Here is a 25,993-nt window from a genome sequence, read left to right on the forward strand (position 1 = left end):
TGAACGCCTCCTACCATAAGCTGCTGTCTGATACGCGTCTGGCGAAATAGTTGACGCTTAGCAGCAGAATGAGATTGATGACCGAATTGAATAAATCGACGGCGGCGGAGAAACTGAAATTCGCGCCAAGCAAACCGATTTTATACACGTAAGTCGAGATAACCTCCGAGGTGCTCGTATTGAGCGGGTTTTGCATGAGATAGATTTTTTCAAAGCCCACGTTCATGATCTGCCCGACATTCAAAATGAGCAAAATGATCGCCGCAGGCATGATGCCGGGGATATCGATATGCCATACTTTCTGGATACGCGACGCGCCGTCCACTCGGGCCGCTTCATACAAATCGGTGTTAATGCCGGCTAAAGCCGCCAGATAAATTACCGCGCCGTATCCGATGCCCTGCCACACATTCGACCAAACGAAGATGCTGCTGAAGTAGCTTGGGATACCCATGAAATTCCTGGCTTCCATGCCAAAAACGCTTAGAAAATGATCGATAAAACCGAGTCTGGGCGACAGAAACAGAATGATCATGGAAACCATGACGATCGTCGAGATGAAATAAGGCGCGAACGTCACCATTTGCACGATTCGTTTGAACCGCATGCTTCGCACCTCATTCAGCGCAAGGGCCAGAATAATCGGTGCGGGAAACCCGACGAGCAGCGAGTAAAGACTGATCACTAGCGTGTTCTTGATCAGCAGCCAGAAATTCGGCGATTTGAAGAAGGTGTTGAAATTCGTTAAGCCGACCCATTCGCTTCCGAGAAAGCCTCGTACCGGGCTGAAATCCCGAAAGGCGATTTGAGCGCCGTACATGGGGATATATTTGAAAATAAACAAATAGGCAAGCGGGAGCAGAACAAGCAGATAGAGCTGCCAATGCCGCTTCACGCGTTTGCCCCGATCCCTCAGCAGGAGCGAGGTGCCGCTGACACGAACTTCCGATTTCTTCCTTTCGATGACCCCTGTCGATGAAGGCATGTTGTCCCATCACATCCCCTATTGAAGTGTTGGCCTTGATTGCTTTTTACGATATAGGAGGCAAGGCACAGCCCGCAACAACCACTAATCCACCTGATGTTCATTTTTCCAAAGCCGCGCTATTGCTGGCTTTTCGTCCTCTATCGCTTAACTTTCCGCGAGCGCTCAACTTTCCGATTTCCGCATATGAACAAAATTAGAGGCCGCCCACGAGCAATGCTTCTGCTCAGGACAGCCTCTATGATTTACATCGCGTGGCGCTTACGAAAATCGACCGGAGATATCCCTTCCACTTTACGGAAAACTCGCCTGAACGTTGCTGCATTCAAGTAACCGACATGCTCCCCGACTTCTTGGATGGAATCCCGATCCTCGAGCAGCCGCTTCTTCGCTTCGGCAATTCGCAGCTGGGATAAGTAATCGAGGAAGTTCTCGCCGAACTCTTCTTTAAAGAGCTGGCTGATATATTTGGCACTGATGCCGAATTTATCTCCGAGATACTCCAGCGATAAATCCGGATTGGCGTAGTGTTGTCCGATGTAACCTCGAATGTTCTGCAGAAGCTGGTGATGCAGACGACCGCTGTACATTCGCCCCATCTTGTCGGCGAAGGACTGCAGCGTCGCGCAGAACAGGTTTTGCAGCTCGTCAAGCGTGTCAAACTCGTCTATGATTTGCCGTAAGGATACCGCAGCCTCGGACATCCAAACCTCATAATAATCCTTCGAAGCCTGAGAGAGCTGCAGATCCATATGTGCGACAAAATAGCGGCATAGTTCGTCGATCTCGCTCTTGGGCAGACAGCAGTTTCGCATGCCGCTGAACATGGCGTCGAAACTCTCCCTCCAGTTCTCTTCATGAAGGCGAAATTGCTGGATTAACCGGTGAATCGCCTGCAGGTGCTTGTTAGTCTCTTTCACGGTTGCACCTTGCTGCGTTTCGCTGTAATAGATGACCCGGTTGTGACCAAGGGCAGCCTTAAACGTCAGTGCCTCGAGTGCTTGTTTATTGGAAGCTCCCGCCCCATCGACTGCCTCCTCTCCAAGCCCGATGGTTACCGAGAAGGACAGATGCTCATGGATCCATGCGGTTATGTGCTCGCAGATCGATTCTGCCTTTTCATTAGAGGTGTCCGGTATGAACAGCATGCCTGTCAGTTGCAGCGGGGTTGTCCACTCCAGCCAGATCGGGATATTGTGCTGGGTGTACAGTTCATGGGCCGCACTGCTGATGACGAATTTGAACAGGGATTGGTCGCGGCTTTTATACTGATGGAACACTTGCTCCGGATGATCAATTTCAATGACGAATACCCGCTGTTTATCATGCTGCGGCAGCGCCGACAGGTCGCCGGCTTCCGCCTGTGCGCCCTGCTCAAACTGCAGCAGCTCCCTGAAGGTCGCTTTCTGCTTCCGGGCGGCCGATGCTTCGGCTTCTTTGCGAAACAGCTTGGTCTGCTCGGCAAAGTTGTTGATCGCCGTCTCGATGAACGTAAACTCATCCACCGCGAGCCTTCCCAGCGTTGGCTTTCCTGATCCGAATTGATCTTGGATACGGAAAACGAGCTCTTCGATCGGCTTATAATTTTTGCGTGTGATGTACACGATCGATACGCCGCCGGCTAGGAAAATAATCAATCCCAGCACGAGCCAAATGCTTGAGAGGCTCGACATCACGGACACGATTTTCCCATTCACGATGCCGCTATCTACCGTCCAACCGGAATACGGGGATGTCAGGCTCGCCAGTACCTTCCCGGTTTCGAGCGACTCCTCCTGCTTGAACAACGGCTCGCCCTCGCGATCGTACAATTGGACGAACGCTTGCTGCGGATCGTACATCTCCTTAATGATGTTCCGAAGGGATGCCGCGCTGACATTCACAACAACGAGCCCGTCGGCGCCGGGTCCGACGGACACCTTGTGCACGAGACTGATGACATTTTTGGGCTTCTGCGCGACCAGCTCACGGTAGGGCCGGATCGAGCTCCACGAGGAGGAATTACTCTCCTTGCTATACCGCTGACTGCGAATAAAAGCGACGTCTTCGAAATCGTTCAGCTTGGTTGTCATCCCGCTGAAGACTATACCGTCCTTATAACGGACCAAATAATAGGAGTCGATAATCGACATTTCATGCTGTAATTGCAGCATCCGATTAACAACCTGATAGTTCAGGAATACGTTTTCGCTGCCGCTTTCCAGGAAGAAATCGTTCAGCAGCTTGCTGGATACCAGCTCGCGGATCATCATCGTGTCAAGCGTTTTCAAACTGACATCGACGGTTTGGAGCAGCTGCCCTGCGAACACCTTGCTGGACTCTTTGGTATTACGGTTGCTTTGCTCGACGAGCGTCTGGAAGAATACGAAGAAGAGAAAGGAGAACATGATGAAGAATATCGGGAGGTAAGACCATATCATCTTTCGCAGCCATGTACGGGTCAAAGTACCATCATTCCTTTATAAGGAAGTTTGCTCGCGTTCATAGGGAATCACCCAATGTAACCGCATTCATACATTACTTCTCATTATACCGATAGGTGTATGCATCGTCTATGTTGTGTATGGAAGGGAACCAACTTAATTTCCAGATTATTGATAGCGCTTCTTTACGGATCCAGAAAATCGAAATGAAATAACAAAGTCCCGATGACCCATTGCTGGATCACCGGGACTTCCTATGATCACCGGAATGGCGATTAGATGAGAGCCGTCTTACTTCATTTTTCGTTTTACTTTCTCCAGTATGGCTTCTCTCTTAGCTCGGCGATCGGCTAATATCTCTTCTTGGGTTCGGTCTTTGACAGGAACGGGCTTCGGACAAAACGGAACAATCTTCTTTCTACTCATTACTATTCACCCTTCTTGAGAGAATAGTAGTCAGTATTGCCTTGGAAGCCATCTATTAAACAGAAAAGGCCGCTTGGTATCTACCAAGCGGCCTTCATATTATCGCGTTAATTGATATAAACGTTCAATGGTTTGCTCTGTCGTGGAAGTCAGCTGACCGATCCGCTTCAGCAGCTGCTCACGCTGTTCCCGGCGCTTCTGGATAATCGTTTGCTGAGAGACATCCTTTACCACTCGAATCGTTCCCGCAAGCTCAGTAACATTAGTTTGCTCCGGCATCCAGGTCAGCCTCCTTCTGAGCGATCATTCGCTTCTGAATCGTGAGACAAAACGCGTGGATCACTCTACGAATCTGTCTTGACTCTATGATATCATTATCTAAAATCAGAGACAAGGCACGCTCATCGTCATCATCAAAGTGAAAACACCACACCCACCTTTCCCCTTCCAGCATGTCCATGCGAAACGAGACGACATGCCTTCCCGGATACGGATTGTTGGAGTAGGCTTGTCCCATCTGATCTTTAGCCGCGGCTACAGCTGCAAAGTCATCGTCGCTATCCAGATCAAGGTCTCTTTTCTTCCCCGTAGTCCCTTTGTCCATGATGAGCTTGAGGGTATTTCCTTCCTGCCGGTACAACGAAAAGCCGGATACGAAATCCAAATCGGTAAATGCCAGCGCGTCATTGACGTAGCGATATTGATTCTCCGTTATTGCCTTAAGAACCTTCGTTAACGTGTAAACCGCACTATCCGACGCGATCAATTCATCCTTCAGTGTAGCGATCGCCGCTTCCTGTTCGGTGATCGTGGACTTCAGCTCAGCAATGCTGTTTTGCATGAAATCATGCTGACTTTGCGAGTAGGCTACGACATAAGCGACGCTGGAGGGGTCTTGATCATTCTGGCTGAATACGGCGTTAACGAGCGTATACAATCCATCAAAGGTAAAGTCATCCTTCTTCACAAAAGGAGCCCAAACCTGTTCGTACTCACGAGGACGTTTGGACTTGAAGGCTTCCACATGAAACTCAGGCTGCCCGATCGTGGCCATCTTATGGATATAGGCTTGTACGAGCAAATAGTAGATGACGCAAATTAGCGCTATGGCTGCCATTATGCCAATCCAGAGCGGCCACTGCGCGTAGTTCCCAGCTGCAACGCCGGCTGCGATAGGTCCGATTATGGGCAGCGTGGTCCAGGAGATCCCTTTAACCAGCTTAGCCTGCTTGAAATAGCCGCTAACTGTTTTGACCGGCCCCTTCCAAGCTTTGCCGCGCCAGCTCTCCCCATTCTGATTCCGCATTGTTCTAATGATCGGATCAATACCGCCCTTTATCTCGCTCAGGTAGCTATGATAATTGGTCTGAATCGATTTGATTACCATTCCTGATTGATCACCTCAATTTATGATACTACAATCCTTCGGCGTAATCATAGATGTTCGTCCAACTAGATAGATCGTCATAATTACGTCATTCAGGTAACGCCAGTTCGTAGTTGAGGCCCAGAGCACTGGTATATAATATAGTATGGTTGCTAATTACAAATTAGCAGGCTTTCTTTTCCAACACGTACAGTCTGGAGATTTACACCGCCTGGGGAAGGAGGAAATGATCTCACAGAAGGGAAAACGCTCGCACTATTGTAAGCGTTGTCATTAATGAAACAAAATAAATGGAGGTGCCAATTATGAAGAAAAAGAAATCATTACTATCGATATTGACCCTGTTTATGATACTCTCTACATTCTTGATGTTTGACAACAAAGCAGCTCATGCGGCAACTGTAACCAGTAATGCATCTGATGATGCGACCATGTGGGGAACCAGTTTAATCGGTCCTACGGCAAACACGATGGCTGTTAATTTCGGTCAAGACAAAAGATCGTACTTGAAATTCAATGTCACTAATTCAGGTACGATAACGACTGCCGTTCTCAATGTGAAGTGCATTACAGGCGGAGTTGCGAACATTGGCGCATATGCGGGGACAGGCAATAACACTTGGGACCAGTCAACCCTGGCCTGGAATAACCAACCTGCTCTTGGTTCCTTGCTAGATTCCAAGAATATGACCTTTGTGGCGGGAACCGTCTATTCGTTCAATGTTGCGCCGCTTATTAACGGCAATGGAACGTATTCGATCATCTTAAAAGGTATCTCCGGAAACGAGGTTATTTTCTCCACCAAAGAAGGAACAAGCGTGCCGAACGTGGTTACAACAACCACTGCGACTCCGCCTCCGACCGGACCGGATCTTACCGGTTACACCTTATTGAGAGACTATTCGTTTGGTACTTCGCGAAACGTGAACAGTCTTACATCTCTTTCCTCTTCATTTAATGCATATGGCGTTGCAGGGACAACGGTCATTAACAATGAATGGCAGCGATATCAACCTATTAATGCCACCAATCACCATTTAACGGCTACAACGCTGGAATTAACCGCTACACCAAACTTAGGCGGCGTGTATGACGGAGGCATAAGCAGCGGTCAAATCACGACGAAAGAAACCTTTTATCCCTACGATGGGAAAACGTATATCTTTCAGCTAAGGGCGAAAATACCGAAAAAGGTCGGAGCTTGGCCGGCATTCTGGCTGTATTCCCCAGGCGGCGCCGGATCAACCGCTTCGGAGATTGATATCTTCGAATTCTTTGATACACCTACTCAGAATACGTATGACTGGACGGGATTCGATCATGGAGACGGTGTATTCTCGGACTATTACAGCATCATGACCAATCAATGGGTATGGCATCCCGGAACGGATTTTTCAAATGACTATCATCTGTACACCTTGATTTGGAAGGAAGGCAACCTCCAGAAATGGGTGGATGGCACGCTGGTAAAAGGAACTCTCTTTAGATGGGACGGACCGGCTCCGCAGGTTCTCATCGACCTTGCTATGGGTGGAAATACGAACAACAATCCCGTAGCCTCCTCATTCCCTGCCGTGTTCTCCTTAGATTACTTCCGTGTTTACGTCAAATAATTCATACATCCGTAAAAAACCTCCATCAGTTTAACTGATGGAGGTTTGAATACGATCTTTTGCCTTCACATGATAACGACCGATCTTTATGCTTGTTTGCTTTGAAACAGAAAGCTTGCCCACAAGTGCCAGATCGTTGATTCCATCCTTAAGCCACGAGCGCCAGAGATAGAATCGCCTTTGATCGCCGCCGGGGTAATACTTTCCGATTAACTCGCCATTCACATAAATCAAAGTAAAGTCATCCATGCCATTCAACTCTACATACATAGGGCTAACCAAGTCATTATTTTCTATATAGGCAAATTGACTCCTTGCTATCTTCAAGGATCCTTCCTGTTGCTTGTCTGAATTATTCAGGCTTACTTCCTCGTAGGTACCCAGCTCTCCATGGATTGCAGCTTGAATCCCTGGTGCTAACGGAGTAAAGCTCGCAACTCCCTCGATAGCGGCTTTGTAGAAGGAAATACTCGCGGGCTGAAGAACGCCTCCGCCTCTTGGACCCATCAAACAGCGCAACAGCACTTGGTTTTGTTCTCCGAATCGTAACCAAGGTGTAATATCCCAATATTTAGGGCTATTCTCGAATCCCCAGTTGCTCCAGCCTTGCCAAATCGCTGCGAGATGCTTGCCATTCACATAAAGGGCGTAAATTAAGTCAGCATCCCTAACTTCAAGCAGAACCCTCGTTTCGGCATACTTCGCATCCGCATAAAACTGTGTTCGGTTTAAGATTTCACCGGAGCCCGTAAAATCCACATTGGCATCTTTGATCAGATTGCCTTCCGAACCAAATTCGAAAGTGGACCAATTCTCCGTCTCCTTACCAAGAGCTGCGATTTGGATGCCGATTTCTTGCGCGTAGCCATCATCGTGAAAGGAGAGTAGCTGATCCCGTTCTTCGAATAAATCGTCTTTCTCTTCCTTGGTGAACAACATCTTCCGTTCCCAGCTCACCAGCTCTTCGGAATGAAGGGCATCCACATACAAAGGCAGCATCATGCCGCTTAAAGCCGGATCCAGCGCCATATCTTTGTCATGCCCCGTAGAGTAACAGCGAAGAGTAAGCCTGTTATTGCCAGTTAATAGATTGTTTAACCGGAGCTTCATGGTCCGTTGTCCCGAAGCTACCCATTCATCATTGATAAATAGATCAAAGTAATCATTAATCTCAGGTATCAGCAATTGATGCTCCCCGCCGTCGCTGATCCATTCACTTGTGTACACTGCATAGCCGCAATCGATATGTCCATTTTTCTCAAAAGGGACCCCTAGATTGGTTTTCTTTGCTCCAACCTGCGAGGAGATAAATGGCTTCTCCCAATTTCGGCAAATCTCCCACTTCATGATTTCCGTACCCTGAAGATTAGGAGCTGTATGATAAGGAGCGGTATAGGTGGTTTGCTTCATCGATGCATCTGCCCGGCGAATGAAGGTCAATTCATGGCTCGCGCCGGGTTCAGCTTCCACTCGAATTTGATCGGTTGAATCTGACCATTCCGCATAGTATAGATCCGAAATCAGCAGGTCCCGTTTGCCGCCGACTTCTGGCCCAAACCACGTATGCATAGCCCGATCCCGTGAAATCACCATAATGCGATAGGCATCCAAGCTTATCCATTGGTCCTCCGTTTGATGTGTGAACGTGATTGTTAATTCCTGCCCGCGCCACGCTGTCTTCACCGCTCCGGAATCGGACACATGCGGCAGCAGTTCGCTGTTCCACATCAGCTTCAATTCATTTCCCTGTCCGATCTCGCCAAATACAATACAAACGTTCGAATCCCTATAGAGGAATTCAGCAGAAGCATGAATCCATTTCAAGCGATCATGCAAAGCGAATTGCACGGGATATATCCGTGTTTCCATCGGCTGCAGCACGGTTCTGGTTGGAAATACGTCCAGCAAAGATGATTCCCAGGTAAAGGCTTGTATTTCATCGGACGCATTGCTGAATGCAAGCAGCTGGTTTCCACGAAGGATAACAAGGACTTCGGATGGAACGCCTGCTATACCCGCTTCTGTGCCCGTCTTGATTTCCGGCTCTTCGACCAACAAGGACTCGAATGAGAGCAGCTGAGCATGCGTTGTCTTGTAGCGATAGTACAATTCTCCGAGCTCGCCCCACTCTTCGATTGCTGCTTCATTATAATAACGATTGGGGAAAAACTTAGCCGGCTGCATCCCCGGATCGGTTCCACCGGCAAACATAAAGTAGTTCAACCCTGCACAGCCGTTAATAAACGCAAGCTTCGTCAAGCTTTCCAGCCATACGCGCGGTAAATGTCCCATTGTGGTGATGTCCGAACTTTGAGCAGTGTTTAACCAGCCTGCTTCAAATTCCTGGCTGAAGATCGGTTTATTCGGATGGGTTTTCCGATAGTTCTGAAAGTAAGCAGAGACCTCCCTTACTTGATCCGGAGCAGGCGTAGGATAGTAATCAAATGCCCCCAGCAGCCCCTCTTCAGCATAATAATCGCCGTTATTCAGCACGATAGGCACCTTAATGCCGAGCTCTTGCACCTTATCGGCCAATTGAAGCAAATACGGCTTATTCCCGTAGCCGAACTCATTCTCCACTTGCCAAAGGATTACATTACCGCCCTCCGTAATTTGAGTCCCTTTCAACAAGGGAGTAATCGTATCCAGCCAGCGATTCAAATAGTGAAGAAAAGCAGGGTCGCCGGTTCTCGTTCTCACGTCTTCCGACCAAATCCAGCCCGGGAATCCCCCGCCCGAAATTTCGTCGCAGACATATCCGCTTGGCTTTAAGATGCCAAGAAGCTGGTTCTGCTGCGTGCATGCAACGAATTCGGCGATATTCCACCGACCGGAGAAGTCGAACTGCTCCTTCTCTCTCTCATGCAACCCCCAAGGTACGTAGGTGCTTATACAATTCAAGAGATTGGCCTTTAATTTGCGAATACGATCCTCCCATTCGATCGGATCCGTTTTGAAATAAGACAATTCCCCGGAGATCACCAGTCTGCTCTTGCCATAAATTCGAATAAAGGATTCATCGCAGCTTATTATATCGTTACGGTTATTGGTCACTATGTAGTCTCCCTATCGCCCAATGCCTGCCGAATGCTCATCTCTAACGGAGAGTAATCCCGAGGATTCTCTCGGTTCAAATTCATGCGCTCTTTTAACGGGGTGGTGCGGTTGCACATGAAACGTGGGATGCCGTTATGGTTCGGCGATGCCGTATGATACAGAAACGGATGACAGAGGATGACATCGCCCGGAGAGCCGGTCGTTTCAACCACGCGCAGTTGAATGCCCTCTGAATCCCTATGCAGCGTGTTCATAAAGGCATGAATGCGGGCTTCCGCAGTAGAAGCATATTTCCCGCTCGTTATTCCGGTCAATTGGGCTAAATAGGGATGCTGTAGATTTAGCGCATCTATGGCAGCCTGCGATTCAAGTCCTTCCGGATGCTGAGCCAAGAAGCGAGCAACCAGCTTATGTGAGCCTTCAAGCACCAGCGTACCGCCGCCACGAGGCGCAATGTCGGAGAAAAGGCATAGACACAGCAGTCCCTGCTCCGGACTATCGACATAATGACGGAAATGAATGCCGTCCCAATGCCAGCCTTCCGTTGGAACCGTCCATTCTTTCTCTGCTCCCAGCGCAAAGTTAACCGGCCACCAGCCCCACGTGGAATGAATCTCGTCGACTCCGTATACGCCTTTATCCGTCCATCTCTCTTCGCCGATCAACTCTTCAATCGCATTGGCCATCCGCAGCGTGTTGCATTGATCAAATTCCGGACTCCGGTAGGCTTCCTGAATGTATATCATCGGTTGTGTCCAAGACGATGGATCTTCTTGCAAGATCCCTCTCTCTCGGAGCTTTTCCCATAGAAATTGCTGACAGGCGTGCGCGGTTTCCCGTGGAAAGGCCTGCTCGACCTTCACCCAGCCCCGTTCCTTGAAATGCTCGATTTGCTCGAAGTTAAGCACACGATTATGCATCGTATCCCTCCTTGGTATAAATAAGGCTAACGCTCCGTAGAGCGTCAGCCTTTGTGATGGTATGTGAATTATTTCGCCGTTTTTACCCATTCATCCAGTTGCTTCTGTTTCTCTGCAATAATTTTATCTACGCCAATGGATTTCAATTTATTGATGTACTTCGGCAGGAATTCGTTAGGATCCACCGTTCCCGTAAATAAAGCAGGCTCAAATTCCTTCTTCGCATTGTTGAACGCCGCAATTTCATTCTTCACCGGTTCCGGGTTAAACACGAAACCAAGCACGCTCGATTTCTCCGCAGATTCATTGAACTTCAAGAAGTTGTCCCACTTGTTCGGGTTCTCATTCGCCCACAGATAATCGTTAAACTGATTGCCGAACATCCAAGCTCCATTTAGTACATAACCTGATGTTGCAGCATCTACGCCTTCCGGGAAGTCGATCACGTTATCGCTTTTCTTCACGAAATGCTTACCTTCAATACCGAATGCGAGCAGGTTAACTAAGTATTTGTCGGTATAGAGGAGATTCAGGAACATCATCGCACGATCCGGGTCTTTCGAGGTTCTGGAGATCGATGTCATCGAACCCGTTGTATCAGCTGTTCTAACAATTGGTTTTGTTAACTCCACCTGCACAAATTGAACGCCGTTAGCCAAACTATCTTCCGCATCTTTACCCGGCTTCAGCTGCTGTACGTAGGAGAAGGCTTTACCCGCTTTGAGCGCTCCCGAGATATCTGCTGCCGTTGCCGCATCCTTGTTCACATAGCCGGCCAAAAACCATTTTCGCGCCAGATCCAATTCTGCTTTCACTTGAGGCGTTTCGATGCTGGACACGACTTTATAATCGTTTGCTCCGCGTACTACCGATCCGGGGCTGCTGTCTCCTAAATCTTCGAAATTCATCGGATTGTAAATCCAATCCACGCTTGTATCTTTATTCAAATAGAGCGGAACAACACCGGACTCTTTCTCTTTGATCATTTGATAGATCGGTTCCAAGTCTTCGACCTTTTTAATTTGCGTAATATCGATTTTATATTTATCTACCAAATCCTTGCGGAGCATGACACCTGCTTGGCTGGCAAGCTCTTTGTTGATAGGTATCCCATAAGAGCGGCCATTCACTTTCGAACCTTCGAGCAGCGCAGGGTTGATCACTGTTTTCAGATCGGGGGCATCTTTATCAATAAGATCAGTCAAATCGATAATATTGCCTTGTTGAATCTTCGTGCCGAAGTTATCCCAGTTCATCGTCTGAAGCAAGTCAAACTGCTCGCTTGAGGCGAATTTCAAGTTTACTTTGTCCTGCCAGCTGCCCCAGTCAATGACATCCAGCTCAAACGTTGCATTGATTTTATCTTTGAGATACTTGCTGATTTCCTCATTGACCAATGCCAAATCTTTCGGCACCGCTCCGCCTGGCACAACCATCTTCAGCTTGTATGGCGCCAGTTCCGGCGCCGCCGGGGTTTCATTGGTCGTCGAAGTTTCATTGGTCGTCGTTTCTTGCTTTGTATCGTTTGCCGGCTGCTCGTTGCTTGCATTCTGTTCGTTATTTTTTCCGCAGCCTGACAACAATAGAGAAGCTGAAACAATAGTGGCTACAACGAGCGGAGCTGCTTTTTTCATTTTTTTCATACAAACCCTCCTGAGTATATTTATCTATGCTAACTAGCATTGCTAGTTTTAGCCTTTGACAGCTCCTACGGTCAATCCTTTTACAAAGTACTTTTGGAAGAAGGGGTAGGCGAACACCATTGGACCCGTGCCGACAATACACATGGCCATACGAACAGATTCACTCGGTAAGTTAGCAATTTCCGTAGAACTTGGACCTGAGCCCGCTTGGGCGTTTGCCAGTAAAAATTGCAGGTTCATTAACACTTTATACATCATGTACTGAAGATTGATGATGTTGTCATTATTGATGAAGATCAGACTGTTATACCAGCCATTCCAATAGCCCAGCGAGTAAAATAATCCTATTGTCGCAAAGACCGGAAGCGATAACGGGACGACAATCTGAACCAGAATTCTGCCTTCGCCCGCTCCTTCCATCGTTGCAGATTCAATAATGGAGGGATGTATGGTGGTCTGAAAGAACGTTCTCATAATAATGACATAGAAGGCGTTCATTAATAGACCAGGGATGATCAAGGCGAAGATCGTATCCTTCAGATGAAGGACATTCGTGTATACCAAGTACCATGGAACCAGACCGCCGCTGAATATCATCGTGAAGAAGATAAAGAAGGAGAAGAAGCCGCGAAAATGAAAATCTTTCCTCGATAGCGGATAAGCAAACAAGGCAGTCATGATGATGCCGGCAATCGTACCTGCAACCGTAACAACGATTGAAATCCCGTAAGCCGCTATAATGCTGTGAATATCGAACCACAAATACTTGTAGGCGGACAAGCTGAATTTCTCCGGAATTAATTTGTAGCCATGGAGCGCAATCGATTTCTCATCCGAGAAGGAAACGCCTACGACTAACAATATAGGAAGGAGACACAGACAACCGTACAGAATAAAAATGACATTCAGAATGACGTTGGACTTTGGTGAGACAGCCAGTATGTCTCGCTGGTTCCTTTTGATTGCCGATGGCTCCTCTTGCAAAGAATAGTTCACTGAAGTTGTGGTTTCCAACCTTCTCCTCCTCCTGTTCTAAAAGAGTGCATTCTCTTTGTCTATTTTACGTACTAGGAAATTCACGCCGACGACTAGGATGAATCCGACTACGGACTGATACAGCCCCGCTGCCGACGACATTCCTGTATCCCCCAGACGGATCAAAGCCCGATACACATACGTATCAATGACATTGGTCGTGGAGTACAAGGCCCCCGCATCAAGCGGCAGCTGATAGAATAAACCGAAATCCGCATTTAAAATATGACCGACCGCCAGCAAAGTTAGAATAATCATCATCGGCTTGATGGAAGGCAGCGTAATATTCCTGATCAACTGCCACTTGGTTGCGCCATCGGTTATAGCCGCCTCATAGTACTCTTTGTCGATACTGATAATAGCTGCTAAGTAAATCACGATGGAGTAGCCTACGTTCTTCCAGATGTAGACGATCGGTAAGATGAACGGCCAGTACTTCGGCTCGCTATACCACGAAATCGGCTCGATACCGAGTGGAGCCAAGATGATCGTATTAATGAAACCAAATTCCTGGCTCAGCATCGAGTAGCCAAGATACCCTACGACAACCGCGGATAGAAAGTAAGGGAGGAACATAATGCTCTGATACAAATTGGAGAAGAACCGATTTCGCAGCTCATTCAGCAGAATGGCAAATGTAACGGCGCTGACCAATGTAAGGACGATAAACACAAGATTGTACAAGATCGTGTTTCGCGTAATGACCCAGGCATCGCTCGAGTTAAACAGAAATTTGAAATTCTCGAATCCGACCCAAGGGCTTTTCCAGTAACCTAATGCATAATTGATGCTTTTGAAAGCGACAACCGATCCAAACATCGGAATGTAATTATTGATGATTAAGTAAAGTATTCCTGGAAATAACATGAGTAATAAATATCGATTTTGATGTACTTTTTTAATAAAGGATGTTTTGTAATGATTATTAATGGGTTTATTACCCATATCCAGCACCTTCTTTCGCGTTATCCCCTTCTGTTATCTTTATTATAGAGTTTCATGTATAGGCTATCTACGAAGTGGAATGACATCATTGCCGTTATTATGACAGCAATAAAAAACCCTCGGATGAACAAGGAATAGCTCATCGAGGGTCTATCTAACTGTTATTTATCTAGTAGTTGATATCGCTTGCGAAATTCTTGGGGATGCACGCCGACCTGCTTCTTGAAAATCTTGCTGAAATGGGAGAAGTTTTCGTATCCCATAGATTCGCATATTTCACTTATTTTCAAATCCGTTTCAATGAGCATAATCTTGGCTTGGTTCATCCGGACCGTAATGATGTATTCCATCAAGGTTTGTCCTGTTTCTTTCTTAAACAGCCTTGATAAATAAGCCGAATTTAAATGCACATGAGAGGCAATCCCTTCCCTCATGACATCCTTCAAATTCGCTTGCACATACAGCCTTATTTTCTCGATGATGGCGGAGCTGTCCATCCGCATCAACTGCATATAATCGATTCCTGCAGTAATAACGCGCGCAGCCCACTGTTTAAAGTGAGCAACGGAACGGGTTGCCGAAGCATCTCCAAACCATTTTCCTGTACCCATCATCTCTTTCACGGATCGTCCATGCTTGTGCGACACTTGATACACCATATGTAAGATCGAGTGGTAGAGCGCATCGATCGTTTCAGCTGCGCTGGATTGATCTTCCCGGAGTTCGGCAAGGACTGCCTCCAGTCGCTTCATAAGTTCATCTTTCTTCCCTAACTCGAATAGCACCACCCAGTCCGCACATTCGATATGGACAGGTGCTTTAATCGGATTTGCTGCCATACTGCCTATACGTTCCGATTGGGATTGGACAACCTTCGTATTTACAATATTACGAGCCTCCAGCTCCAGTAACGCCTGGCAGCTATCGGATAGAGCACCTATTCCAACCGGCTGGCCGATATAACAGGATAAGCTGCAATAGAATAGTTGCGAACAGACGTCGATGTATGCCTGGCATTTGGCATGCCAATCCTCCTTCTCTGCCTCTGCATCCCCCGTCAAGTAAATGAGTATGAAATGAAGGCCGTTACGGTCTTGGATGACGTCTCCCGCACGTGATTGGAGAAACATCTCAGCTGCCGCATTACGCAGTGCGTACTCCATGATTTCCTCATCGCGCAGATTGAATTCCTTGCTCCACATCTCTACGCTGAGCAGAATGGGCAAAATCAATGTATGGGGATCAAACGTGAAATGATAAGCAGGAAGCTGCTGCTTTAAATTATCCGCGGTCGGTATGAGGCGCTGGGCTAATATATCTTGCCAGAACCGTTCGGTCAATAAGGGCTTCTGCTTCTCCCAAAGCTTCTCATAGGTTTGAAATTGTTCATCGAATTGCTCGACCTTCCTCAAATCCTCTACCCGCTCCTGCACCTTTACCATTACGGTTCTTAATTGATCATAGTTAACAGGCTTCAGTAAATATTCATAGCTGCCCAGGCGAATAGCCTGTTGGGCGTAAGAGAAGTCGGCATGGCCTGTCAAAAAAACAGGCACGATCGACGTGTTATGCTCTCTGACCCACCCGACCAGATCGAGTCCATTGCTGTCGGGCATTTCAATATCGCACAGCAGAACATCGATGCCCACGGTTCGGATAATTTCCATCGCTTCATCAGCATCGCATGCGCTATAAACCTCGCTATAACCTAAACCGTTCCAATCGATCCCTTTTAACAAAGCTTTAATCGCATAGACTTCATCATCTACGATAAGTAACTTATACATGTTAGAGATCCCCCTGCTCTTCGTATGGTGACTGTTTTGGAATGATTAAGCGTACGACTGCCCCTTTCTGGGCTCCATTCTCGAACAAAATGTTGAATGCCTCGCCATACTTCATCCGCAAGCGATGATGCACATTCCAAATCCCCAGATGCTTATCGCCTGAGCCTTGGCCTTCTGCGTATTGGCCGGCTTGGAACAGCTGCAATTTATCAGGCGCAAACCCTTTACCGCTGTCGCTGATACACACTTCGTAGCAATCAATGGACGCTTCGGATTGCCTTACCGAGATTGCAATTTGAAAGACCGATTTGCCTTTATCCATGCCGTGTATAATCGCATTCTCAACGAAGGGTTGGATGATTAAGGGAGATATACTGTACGTTTTATACATGTCAGGGACCTTAACCTGAAACGTTAATTTCTCCGGGAATCTAAGCTTCTGGATCTCCAAATAATTCTCGATATGCCCAATCTCTTCAGCCAGCGTGATCGTCTCCCGATGGGAACGGGTAATGAAGCGGAAATAATCGCCTAAATGCTCCGTCATCTTCTGAACCAGCAGATTCTCCTCCAGCACCGAGAGGCTAAATATGATATTTAAAGAGTTCAAATAGAAATGCGGGTTAATCTGCGCTTGCAAATGATTGAATTCTGCCTTCTGCGCTCGCAGCATTTCCTCGTAAACGTTAATTTTCAAGCTCTGAATTTGAGAAGCCATTTTGTTAAACGTCTCTACCAGGAATGAAAACTCCTTGGTTGAATGGTCGCCGAGCCTCACATCCAAATTCCCCCGGCCGATGCTCTGCATCCCTTTAATCAGAATGTTCATGGGCCGCAGCAGTACGTTCTTTACAAATAACAAGTAGAATACAAGAATGATAATTAAGCCAATGGGAAGCAAGAAGAGCAAGCGTTGAAAATATAACAGTTTCTGCAGCACGACCTTCTCCGGAATAAAGACGGCGAGACTAATCGGTGCATATTGAAAAGGAAGGCCGACAAGCATATACTTGCTTCCGCTCGATGACTTCGTAAAGGAAACGTACTTCATCTCGTTGTGTTCCAGCTTCTTTACGATTTCATTCACGTTATCGGTAGATAGGGTCGTTTCAATAAGAGAGGTGCCTGCGTTCGACATCAGCAGCAGTTCTTTCCCGCTGTTGCCGAAATTGGATTGTCTGAGCGGTTGAATTAATTTATCAATATCGATTAAAGCACCCACATAAAGCTCCCGATTAATTTCATTCGGGCTAATCGGAATGACGCGAACCAAGTAATATTTGTTCTTCCATTCGGTGACTGTCCAGTTCTGGGTATCCATGCCGTCCTTGTGTTCATCGAAGAAGGAATACAGGACGCCGTCGAATTTCTCTGAATCTTCATAGCTCTTTTTTACGCTGATCATATCGTTATTTTTTTTCGAATAGACGAAGAAGGTTTCGATTCCTTTATAGACGCTGAGATCGTCATCGAACTTGCGCAATAACCACTGCTTAGCCATAAAATAATCGCCGTTTTCCTTCGGGTATAAAGTAAGCGGTATCAAATTGGTGTAAGAGAAATCACTGCTTCCCAGACGTAGAATATAATTGTTCGTTTCCTCCAACGTTTGATCGAGAGAGGAGACCTGCGTTTCGAGGAAATTGTAATAGGACTGAGATACCTCGGCCCGGACGACATTCATGGCGTAAAAGTTATTATAGAACAAGAAGAAGATCAAAGGGGTCGTTACGATAAAAAAACCGAGGATGAATTTGAAACGCAATGTTTTCTTCTGGTTCATCAGCTAACCTCTCTCTGCGTCTATCAATCGACCTCAATCCGTTCAAATAAGCCGTGCTGCATATGGCAATGAAAATTGTAACCCGATTCCTAAGAAAATGTCGATACTTGGTTCTGCCGCCTAAAACATTTCAAGCTTTCTATAGACTTCCTGATCTATATGTACCGTTGCTTTCTTTACTAAATCGTCGACATAAGAGGCGTACTTTCGTTCTTTCAATAGCTGCGTAATGGATTCGTTAACTTCTTCCCGTTCATTGAATCCTTCCTCAGTCTTTTCGATGCATTTCACCACATAGTAAGCTTTATTGTACTCGAAAACCTTACTCACTTGCCCTACGGATAAGCCGACGGCATTCTCGGTAAATTCATGGGTTGCGGGCATATAATCTTCACGGCTTGTAGTAGAATCAAATAGCTGTTCGCCGAAATCGACTTTAATAACCGAATTTGCGCTATACTTATCGGCTAAGTCTTTCATATGATCTCCTTTAACGATTTTCCCCCGTACTTCTTCGGCCATTTCCTTTGCGGCGTTCTTGCTCTTATCGTCTTTAGCTGTAAAAGCAAAAGAAGCTTTCTCTACCTTTACCTTCTCTATTTTCTTGTACTTGTTTTCCTTTATGGCGGTATCGTAATATTGCTTGATCTCTTCCTCGGAAACGACTAGCTGTTCATCTAGTTTTTTCTTTAACTTTTGAATCATATCCGTGAACAAGATCGAGAAATAAACATCTTCGGTATACTGTTCGGGACCGTAGATGACTTTCTTGTTTGCGATAGCCGTTTTCCGTCTGGCATTTTCATTCTTAAGATCGATTAGAAATTGAGAATAGCTGATATCTTGAACCAGTTCCTTTTCTTTTCCCTGGATTTGTTGAACTTTAATTTGTATTGCCTCATCCAAGGCAAGCTTTTTTAGATAATCCGCAGGTATTTCACCATCAAAACTGCTCGTCCAGAATCCTTTTCCAGGTTCGACATTGTGCGCCTTCTTGAAATAGTCGAATACTTCCGAGCGATGCTTGATGAGCTTTGGCATTAACTCTTGTACAGTTATAGGTTCGTCGTCTACCGTTGCTACAACACTAGAGTCCCCATTTGTATCATTGCTAGTGCCTACTAGGATAAGAACCGTACAAATAGCCGTAATTGCTGCGATCCATAACCCCAAATGTTTCAATGTGAAACGAAATCGCTTTTCATTCCTTTTCTTATCCATACCTCATACTTCCTTTCATGAGATCAAGAGATGACCCTTTGGGTAAAGGGTCATCTCTTGAATGAAATACTTTGTGGATACTGTCGCGATGTTACTTAGCGGCAGTACGCAATTTCCAAATGATAACGGCCGCTTGCGCTCTTGTTGCCCCACCTTGAGGCGTAAACTTTCCATTCCCTACACCGTCGATGATACCGGCTTGATGAATGGCCACTACAGCATTGACTGCGTAAGCCGCAATTTCGGATTGATCTTTAAATGAAGCAACTTCTCCGTTTCCATTTAAGTAAGCCTTCACCAATAACCCGGTGTTATAGATCATAACCGCCATGTCCTGCCTCGAAATCTGGTCTTGGATGCCAAACGTGCCGTCCGATTTGCCTTTAACGATACCGAGCTGTTGTGCCGATGCGACTGCACTGTAATACCATGAGCCGCTCTTCACATCGCTCAGCGAAGTCTTGGCATCACTGTTCACTAAATCAAAGGCGTTCATCAGCATCGTAATAAACGCTGCTCTTGTCAACCGGCTATCGGGCTTGAAGCTGTCTCCCCCTACTCCTTTGACAATGCCTCTTGCTGCCAATGCTTCTATGCTGTCTTGTGCCCACGATACGTTCGCAATATCGTTAAAGCTTACTCCTTTATAGGCAACCGCATATTTGCTGAAATGCGCAGTGCTGAATGTGATTTGACCGGTTGCATGATCGTATTTGCCGTTTTTCACGATTTCCAGTTTGCCATCATCATTCATGTAATAAATGATGATTTGATCCGGGTCTTCTTCGGGTTTCAACTTGTAGTTCAACTTAACCGTCACGGTTTCATCCCCGAACTGGCTGATTTTCTTCCCGTCAACGCTGAGGTTGAAGTCGTAAATCGGATGGCTTCCAATGGCCGCTTTCACTTCATCCGATAGCGTCGAGGAATCGACGTTCTTTACGGAAAGTTGAACATTTCCGGTAGTCTCGTTTCCATTTTTCAATAGATCCGTTGGAATCGAGATCTCGGCAAGTCCAGTCTTAAGATTGAACCGCTCGATGTTATTGTCGCGGGCGGTTTTAATCGAACTGCCGGCAAGATTAACGGTTACCTCTTTGGCTGATTCCGTTCCCAGTATCATAATTTCTACTATAGAGTCTTTCGCATGAAGTATGGCTGCATCGAGTTCATTCGTCTTCACGTCGATAACCGCTTTTCCGTTAACGTCAGGGATCGCTTCTATTTTCACGGTTCCGGTTTGCGGGTTCGGCGCTATTGGCGCTGCTGTCGGCGCTGTTGGTGTTTGTAATGCATCGATTACATTGATTTGGACAACTTCAGAAACCGTGCTGGTTCCATCGTTGACGTGAAACGTAACATTGTATTGGCCTGCTTGCGAATCCGTAGGCGTCCAGCTGAATATACGGGATAAAGCGTTGAATGCTGCGCCTGCAGGCAGATTGTCCGCACTGTAGGTCAATGGATCTCCATTCTTATCTGTTGCATGAATCGTAAACACAAGAGGGTTGCCTTCACTAATCGTTTTATCCCTCATCTGATAGAATTCAGGAAGCAAATTTACATTCGGATCGATAAATTCAACAAGGGTGAATGGAGCGTTCACGCCCCACCAAGGGCCCGAGCCGTCTTCGAAGTCAGCATTCGAGATGCCGTTTTCCCCGCCGGATGTTCCTAAGAACACATCGTCAATAAACATCGTACTGGAGGCATCCGTCGTTTTGAGCATGACATGCAGAACGTTATTCGTCCCCGTATTGAACACGCCGGTACCAACTTCGTTCCATTCGCCGCTTGCGGTTAAGTCCGTTTCGCTGAACGTAGACCAATCCGCATTGGCGATGACGGCTTTTACGGTTCCGCTTCCTTTCACCCATGCCTTGAATTCCACATCGGTATTTGGCGTAACCGCGATATCGCTGTAGCCCATAGACTTCCAAGCACTGTCGGCCGAGTTATTGTCGACTTTGATCGCCTTGGTTCCACTGTGCACGGATACGGTCGGAGGCGGCGTTGGTTCTTCCGTTTTCTGCACCAAAGAGAAAGGAGCATTTACGTTCCACCAAGGATCCGAGCCGTCTTCAAAGTCAGCATTCGAGATGCCGTTTTCCCCGCCGAGTGTGCCAAAGAACACATCGTCGATAAACATCGTAGTGGAGACATCCGTTGTTTTGAGCATGACATGCATTACGTTATTCGTCCCCGTATTGAACACGCCGGTACCCACTTCGTTCCATTCGTCAGTTGCGGTTAAGTCCGTTTCGCTGAACGTAGACCAATCCGCATTGGCGACGACAACTTTTACGTTCCCGCTTCCTTTCACCCATGCCTTGAATTCCACATCGGTATTCGGCGTAACCGCGATATCGCTGTAGCCCATAGACTTCCAAGCACTGTCGGCCGAGCTATTGTCGACTTTGATCGCGTAATCGCCGCTGTGCGCTTCGTTAGGTACCGGCGGTGTCGTTGTCGGCGGCTCTGTCGGTTCGACCGCATCGGTATCCAAGCTTGTCATACGGAAATAATCGAAATCGGCAATGACGTTCGTTCCATTGCAGTTATACAGCCCGATCCGTTTATCGCCGGGGAAATAAACGGTATAGCTGCCTATTTCGGTATAATCAGTACCGTCTTGCGAGTAGTACCCTGTATAGGTAGCGCCGCTTTTCTCCAGCTTCAGGTAATAGTCGGGATTCTCATCCTCCGCATCGTTTATATTCGTGTACGTACTGCTGTTCCATACGCCGTCTTGCTTATACCCGAACTGGAATTTCAGTTCGCCGTCATGTACCCGGTTAAGCTTGATGTGGTTAGCTCCATCCATGTAGACCAATAAACCTGTCTGTTCCCAATCCGCCGTCGGGATTGCGGATACTTTGGTTTCGATCGTAAAATCGCCTTTAGGCGCCCATTGGAGCAATACGTTTTTAGTAGAATCGACATCTCCGCCGCTGCTCGTGATATTCATTTTTCCCGGATTCGAGGACAGACTCCATTTTAACGGATCTTCTGAAATCCACTTCCATCTTGCGTTCAAATCGTTGCTGTCGAAATCATCATTCACTTGTTCCGCCGATGTCGGCAGCTCAGGCTCCGGTTCCGGTGTCGGATCCTCAGGATTTGTCGGTGTAATTGTATGATACAACGAGAATACATTGCCTGATGTCCAAGGCCGAGCTCCATATTCAAAGCTGCCGTTATCGAGCAAATTCCCGCCGTTTGCGGCTCCCATATAAGCATCGTCGAAGTAGGCCGTCCCAGATGTTCCGCCCGTCTCGGTTAGCGCAAAAACCAGCGAAGTGGCATTTCCGCTATTCACGGGCAACTGGATTAGAGTCCACTCGTCGGAAGCTTCAATAGAGGTGTGATTGAAAACGGTATTTCCGTCTCCGACCGCTAACGTATAGCCTCCCGTGCCTTTCACCCAAACTTTAGCCTCGTAATCTTTATTCGGTTCGACGCCTGCAATCGTCTGCGTCATTTCTTGATTGGAAGCCGTGTCCGTAGAAACGGCTTTCACGGACCATCTGCCGGCGTGAATAACCGGATCTACCGCATCCGGAATCTCTAACGGTTTTGGAGTTGGAGGCACCGTTGCTGCTTTAGGGCTTCCATACTCATGCGCTCCGATATCGGGTGCGTTATTGTAAAGCGCATGTCCCCAGAAATCTCTGCCGCCATTATCCGCAATGACTGTTCCTGCGTTAATATACGGGGAGTCCGAGCTCAACTTGAATACATCGGCACCTCCCATGCCGTCCGTAGGAACCGTCGGTATAGGTCCCGCGAATTTCGGATCCGTTGTAACGGCATGCGCGTCTTCTGCCGGCGCGACATTTCCGGTTCCATAGTAGCCGTTATAGTCAAACACGTTATTGGAATCTGAATGGGAAGGATAGGTAGAAGCCGCATTCGCATAAAAAATATTGTTCTGGTAATAAATTTTACCCGTTTCGGTCGCGAGCGACTTGATATGGAGGCCTTCATCTGCGATGTTGTTGTAAAACACGTTATTGTAAACGTAAGACCCCTCCGAACCCGGGTGATTGATCGATAGGGTCGTATTCTCGTTGACGTTGATTTTATGGTCGTTGAAACTCACGTTGTATCTCACGGTCGCGCCTTTATATTTCTCCTGGGCATTGCCCATTACCAGCAGGAAACCGCCCGCGTTGTCATGGCTGTAGTTGTATTGGAAAGTAACTCTGTCAACCGTCGCGATGTCGGCGTCGAAAGCCTGCGAATCCCCGTCGTCATTATCTTGCAGCGGGTCATGATTCGTGTAGGCGACCTCATTATTTTGGAAGACCGCATTCTTGCTTAACCATTCCCACATGGCAACGGTGTAGCCAAAGCCTTCAAAACCGCCGCCTTGATCGTAGGACGTATTGTATTCAATCAAAGGAGAGTCGCAAAGACCGACGACGATGTCTCCGTTTCCGTTTCTCTCGAAATAATTGTTTCGAATCACGACGTTCGTAAAAAAAGTAACGTCTTTTACGGCTTCGTCCCCATCGCTCTGAATGCCATGGCTCTCATTGTCGTAGATCCGGTTATCCGCGATAAGAAAGTCGTCGTAAGAGGAATTGCTCTTATAAGCGTTGAATCCGATGGCGGCGGACCAGAAACGCAAGCTGCCCTCATAATGGCCTTTCACGTTATGAATATCCAAGCTCTCGAAGTGCAAGCTTCTTAATGTCCTACCTGTATCATTAGACACGAAAATGCCGTAGCGATGATCGTTTTCGGGCGCATCGTTCGTAATTTCCAGGTTTTTGACCGTGATATATTCAACGTTGTTCAAGAAGATGGCTTTCGGAACGCCTCCGCCTGCAATGATAGGCTTCGGACCTTCGCCGTATTTGTCGTATGTAATGCGGTTCTCGCCGTAACCGGAATCATCGATCGTAAGCTGGCCGTTCCAAATGCCTCCCGCTTTGAACAAAATCCGATCTCCCGGCACGAAATCCGTGGCGTTCACCTTATTGAGCGTTTTCCACGCCTCGCCTGGACTCCTTCCGCTATTACTATCGTTTCCGTTTATCGAATCCACATAGTAAGAATCGAGCGACGCTGCACTGGTTGCCTTTGGACTTATACTTATTAGGGACACTGCCATAGTAAATATACAAAATAACGCAATTGCCTTTTTTAACCCTATCATGCCATGTTCTCTCCTTTTGATCCTATTTCCCGTACAGTAGACGTAACCTCGGGCTATCCTCCTCTCCTTTGCAAGAGAGCTCGCCCTAGAGTCACTCCCTCGGATTTTCTAATCATAAAGGAAGGGAATAGCCGCAATATACGAATTGCCATGACATGATTACTGTTTTTATCGCTACTTTCGTAAACGATGCGCAGGAAACAATAAAAGCCGCTGCCCCGCTGCTCAAGGCAGCAAAGCAACGGCTTTGGGAAAATGTTATTTTACATAAACACGGAAATAATCGAGCGTAAATTTCGATGGGAACGGTGTTGCGCCTGCCGATGGCGCCGAGTTCGGGGATCCACCTACAGCCAAGTTAATCAGCACTTCCGGATCCGGACCATACCAAGTAAAGTTCGTTCCCTTCACCAATGTATTATCGACCCACTTCTGAATGTTGCCTTCATTCCAAATCAGCGTGTACGTATGGAAGGTAGTCGAGAAGTCGAAGCCCGGATGCCCAGTACCTTGCCGCTATTCGGGTTTACTAATTTGTAAACCTGACCGGATACAGCCGGATCTGCTTGCGCCGGAATCCCCATAACCATCATAGCTATGATGACCATTGAAATAACAAAAGCAGACTTTTTACCCTTCTTGATCTTGAACATGTTAATTACCCTCTCCCCATCATTAATCCGGTTGCAACCGCTTTCAATCCATGGAAAACAAAGTTGCATGGGATTGCTCTATCCGCTGTTTTCGCACAACCTCCTCCACTCGCTTGATAGTTTGTATTATAGATGACGGTTTTGGACCACGATACAAAAAACTGTGACGCCATTAACGTTATTATTACTGAATTGGAACCCCTATTACGTATTACAATCAACAGTAGAATGAAGGCAAAACAAAAAGGCATAAGCACCGTATAGTACCGGACTCATGCCTTTTTTACACCTTTACGCTTTCTTCAGTGTCCTCCGACGATTCCACAGCGCTGCGCAAAGCGCCAAGAGCAGCGATAGGCCGATCAGTCCACCCAATTTGATTATCGTTTGCGTCGGCACAGCCGACCAACGATGTGTAGTGGCTCCGCCGCTTTCCCAGATAAACGATGAAGCGGCCTTCGTAAAAACGACGTCCTTCGCTTCATCTGCTAACTGAATATGAGCCATGTTAAGGTGATGGACAAAACCTTCCTTTTGAAAGAAAGCATACTCGATATCAAGATCCTCGACCGGCGCCTCGAATTTGAACTGCATATCAAGCCGCACCATCGGAAGCTTGCCCTTCTCCGTCATTCGAATCTCACCGATGACAGGTTTCTCTGTGGTACCGCCGCTCGACAGCTGCAGTCCCGAGCCCATGAATGCCCGCAAGGCTTCCGCCTGGGTTTTGACTTCCGCTTCATCCACGTAACCGTCCGTATTGAGATCCAAATCGACGAATTCCATCAGCTGATAGGGATCCATGTACAACGCGTATTCAACTGTATCGCCTACGACAACAACGTCCGAATAACCGACCGGCTCGAAATGCGCCGATGCTGCAATTGGCCACGCGGCAAGCAAGCCCGCCCCAAGCAGTAAGCCTGCGATAATCCTCTTAATGTTCATATA

The 25,993-nt window shown here is 47.2% G+C and carries 17 protein-coding genes; 1 reads left to right on the forward strand and 16 read right to left on the reverse strand.

Going from position 1 to position 25,993, the window contains the following annotated elements; all coding sequences use genetic code 11:
• Positions 1-10 precede the first annotated feature (10 nt).
• The 4 genes from AC6ESO_RS07680 to AC6ESO_RS07695 form a co-directional block, all read right to left on the reverse strand.
• A complete protein-coding gene (locus AC6ESO_RS07680; protein WP_497090859.1) occupies positions 11-985 on the reverse strand; it encodes an ABC transporter permease in 975 nt (324 codons plus the stop codon).
• Positions 986-1,230: 245 nt separating this feature from the next.
• Entirely contained in the window at positions 1,231-3,429 is a 2,199-nt protein-coding gene (locus tag AC6ESO_RS07685; RefSeq protein WP_497090860.1) for a helix-turn-helix domain-containing protein, read from the reverse strand.
• Between the two features lie 504 nt (positions 3,430-3,933).
• On the reverse strand, positions 3,934-4,113 hold the full coding sequence (locus AC6ESO_RS07690; RefSeq protein WP_497090861.1) for a hypothetical protein: 180 nt from the start codon (positions 4,111-4,113) through the stop codon (positions 3,934-3,936).
• A complete protein-coding gene (locus AC6ESO_RS07695) occupies positions 4,097-5,221 on the reverse strand; it encodes a hypothetical protein (protein WP_497090862.1) in 1,125 nt (374 codons plus the stop codon). The genes AC6ESO_RS07690 and AC6ESO_RS07695 overlap by 17 nt, the downstream gene beginning before the upstream one ends.
• A 305-nt stretch (positions 5,222-5,526) precedes the next feature.
• Here AC6ESO_RS07695 and AC6ESO_RS07700 point away from each other — a divergent pair, with 305 nt between their 5' ends.
• Positions 5,527-6,834: a CBM96 family carbohydrate-binding protein gene (locus AC6ESO_RS07700; RefSeq protein WP_497090863.1), complete on the forward strand. Its 1,308-nt coding sequence runs from the start codon at positions 5,527-5,529 to the stop codon at positions 6,832-6,834.
• Between the two features lie 30 nt (positions 6,835-6,864).
• On the opposite strand, the gene AC6ESO_RS07705 is transcribed toward AC6ESO_RS07700, so the two are convergent.
• The 12 genes from AC6ESO_RS07705 to AC6ESO_RS07760 all read right to left on the reverse strand — a co-directional run bounded on the left by AC6ESO_RS07705 (position 6,865) and on the right by AC6ESO_RS07760 (position 25,990).
• Entirely contained in the window at positions 6,865-9,888 is a 3,024-nt protein-coding gene (locus tag AC6ESO_RS07705; RefSeq protein ID WP_497090864.1) for a beta-galactosidase, read from the reverse strand.
• Positions 9,888-10,811: a phytanoyl-CoA dioxygenase family protein gene (locus tag AC6ESO_RS07710; protein ID WP_497090865.1), complete on the reverse strand. Its 924-nt coding sequence runs from the start codon at positions 10,809-10,811 to the stop codon at positions 9,888-9,890. Before AC6ESO_RS07710 ends, AC6ESO_RS07705 begins: the two co-directional genes overlap by 1 nt.
• 68 nt (positions 10,812-10,879) lie before the next feature.
• A complete protein-coding gene (locus AC6ESO_RS07715) occupies positions 10,880-12,454 on the reverse strand; it encodes an ABC transporter substrate-binding protein (RefSeq protein WP_497090866.1) in 1,575 nt (524 codons plus the stop codon).
• A 48-nt stretch (positions 12,455-12,502) separates the two neighbouring features.
• Positions 12,503-13,468, reverse strand: a complete 966-nt coding sequence (locus AC6ESO_RS07720) for a carbohydrate ABC transporter permease (RefSeq protein WP_497090867.1) — start codon at positions 13,466-13,468, stop codon at positions 12,503-12,505.
• A gap of 18 nt (positions 13,469-13,486) precedes the next feature.
• Complete coding sequence (locus AC6ESO_RS07725) at positions 13,487-14,434, reverse strand: ABC transporter permease (protein WP_497090868.1); 948 nt, start codon at positions 14,432-14,434, stop codon at positions 13,487-13,489.
• Positions 14,435-14,595: 161 nt separating this feature from the next.
• Positions 14,596-16,221 (reverse strand): response regulator transcription factor, encoded by a 1,626-nt coding sequence (locus AC6ESO_RS07730; protein ID WP_497090869.1) that lies wholly within the window; start codon positions 16,219-16,221, stop codon positions 14,596-14,598.
• 1 nt (position 16,222) lies between these two features.
• Positions 16,223-18,004 carry a sensor histidine kinase gene (locus AC6ESO_RS07735; protein WP_497090870.1) on the reverse strand — a complete coding sequence of 594 codons (1,782 nt, stop codon included), beginning with the start codon at positions 18,002-18,004 and terminating at the stop codon, positions 16,223-16,225.
• 120 nt (positions 18,005-18,124) lie between these two features.
• Positions 18,125-19,225 carry a peptidylprolyl isomerase gene (locus AC6ESO_RS07740; protein ID WP_497090871.1) on the reverse strand — a complete coding sequence of 367 codons (1,101 nt, stop codon included), beginning with the start codon at positions 19,223-19,225 and terminating at the stop codon, positions 18,125-18,127.
• A 91-nt stretch (positions 19,226-19,316) separates the two neighbouring features.
• On the reverse strand, positions 19,317-24,389 hold the full coding sequence (locus AC6ESO_RS07745) for an S-layer homology domain-containing protein (protein ID WP_497090872.1): 5,073 nt from the start codon (positions 24,387-24,389) through the stop codon (positions 19,317-19,319).
• A gap of 258 nt (positions 24,390-24,647) precedes the next feature.
• Positions 24,648-24,803, reverse strand: a complete 156-nt coding sequence (locus AC6ESO_RS07750) for a hypothetical protein (protein WP_497090873.1) — start codon at positions 24,801-24,803, stop codon at positions 24,648-24,650.
• Between the two features lie 41 nt (positions 24,804-24,844).
• Positions 24,845-25,042 carry a hypothetical protein gene (locus tag AC6ESO_RS07755; RefSeq protein WP_497090874.1) on the reverse strand — a complete coding sequence of 66 codons (198 nt, stop codon included), beginning with the start codon at positions 25,040-25,042 and terminating at the stop codon, positions 24,845-24,847.
• A 291-nt stretch (positions 25,043-25,333) separates the two neighbouring features.
• Positions 25,334-25,990 carry a hypothetical protein gene (locus tag AC6ESO_RS07760; RefSeq protein ID WP_497090875.1) on the reverse strand — a complete coding sequence of 219 codons (657 nt, stop codon included), beginning with the start codon at positions 25,988-25,990 and terminating at the stop codon, positions 25,334-25,336.
• Positions 25,991-25,993: the final 3 nt, after the last annotated feature.

Source organism: Paenibacillus rhizoryzae (assembly GCF_059686995.1).

Coding starts and splice junctions, on each gene's coding strand:
- AC6ESO_RS07680 (WP_497090859.1), bottom strand. CDS start 985: ATGCCTTCATCGACAGGGGTCATCGAAAGGAAGAAATCGGAAGTTCGT.
- AC6ESO_RS07690 (WP_497090861.1), bottom strand. CDS start 4,113: ATGCCGGAGCAAACTAATGTTACTGAGCTTGCGGGAACGATTCGAGTG.
- AC6ESO_RS07695 (WP_497090862.1), bottom strand. CDS start 5,221: ATGGTAATCAAATCGATTCAGACCAATTATCATAGCTACCTGAGCGAG.
- AC6ESO_RS07700 (WP_497090863.1), top strand. CDS start 5,527: ATGAAGAAAAAGAAATCATTACTATCGATATTGACCCTGTTTATGATA.
- AC6ESO_RS07710 (WP_497090865.1), bottom strand. CDS start 10,811: ATGCATAATCGTGTGCTTAACTTCGAGCAAATCGAGCATTTCAAGGAA.
- AC6ESO_RS07715 (WP_497090866.1), bottom strand. CDS start 12,454: ATGAAAAAAATGAAAAAAGCAGCTCCGCTCGTTGTAGCCACTATTGTT.
- AC6ESO_RS07725 (WP_497090868.1), bottom strand. CDS start 14,434: ATGGGTAATAAACCCATTAATAATCATTACAAAACATCCTTTATTAAA.
- AC6ESO_RS07730 (WP_497090869.1), bottom strand. CDS start 16,221: ATGTATAAGTTACTTATCGTAGATGATGAAGTCTATGCGATTAAAGCT.
- AC6ESO_RS07735 (WP_497090870.1), bottom strand. CDS start 18,004: ATGAACCAGAAGAAAACATTGCGTTTCAAATTCATCCTCGGTTTTTTT.
- AC6ESO_RS07740 (WP_497090871.1), bottom strand. CDS start 19,225: ATGGATAAGAAAAGGAATGAAAAGCGATTTCGTTTCACATTGAAACAT.
- AC6ESO_RS07745 (WP_497090872.1), bottom strand. CDS start 24,389: ATGATAGGGTTAAAAAAGGCAATTGCGTTATTTTGTATATTTACTATG.
- AC6ESO_RS07755 (WP_497090874.1), bottom strand. CDS start 25,042: ATGTTCAAGATCAAGAAGGGTAAAAAGTCTGCTTTTGTTATTTCAATG.
- AC6ESO_RS07760 (WP_497090875.1), bottom strand. CDS start 25,990: ATGAACATTAAGAGGATTATCGCAGGCTTACTGCTTGGGGCGGGCTTG.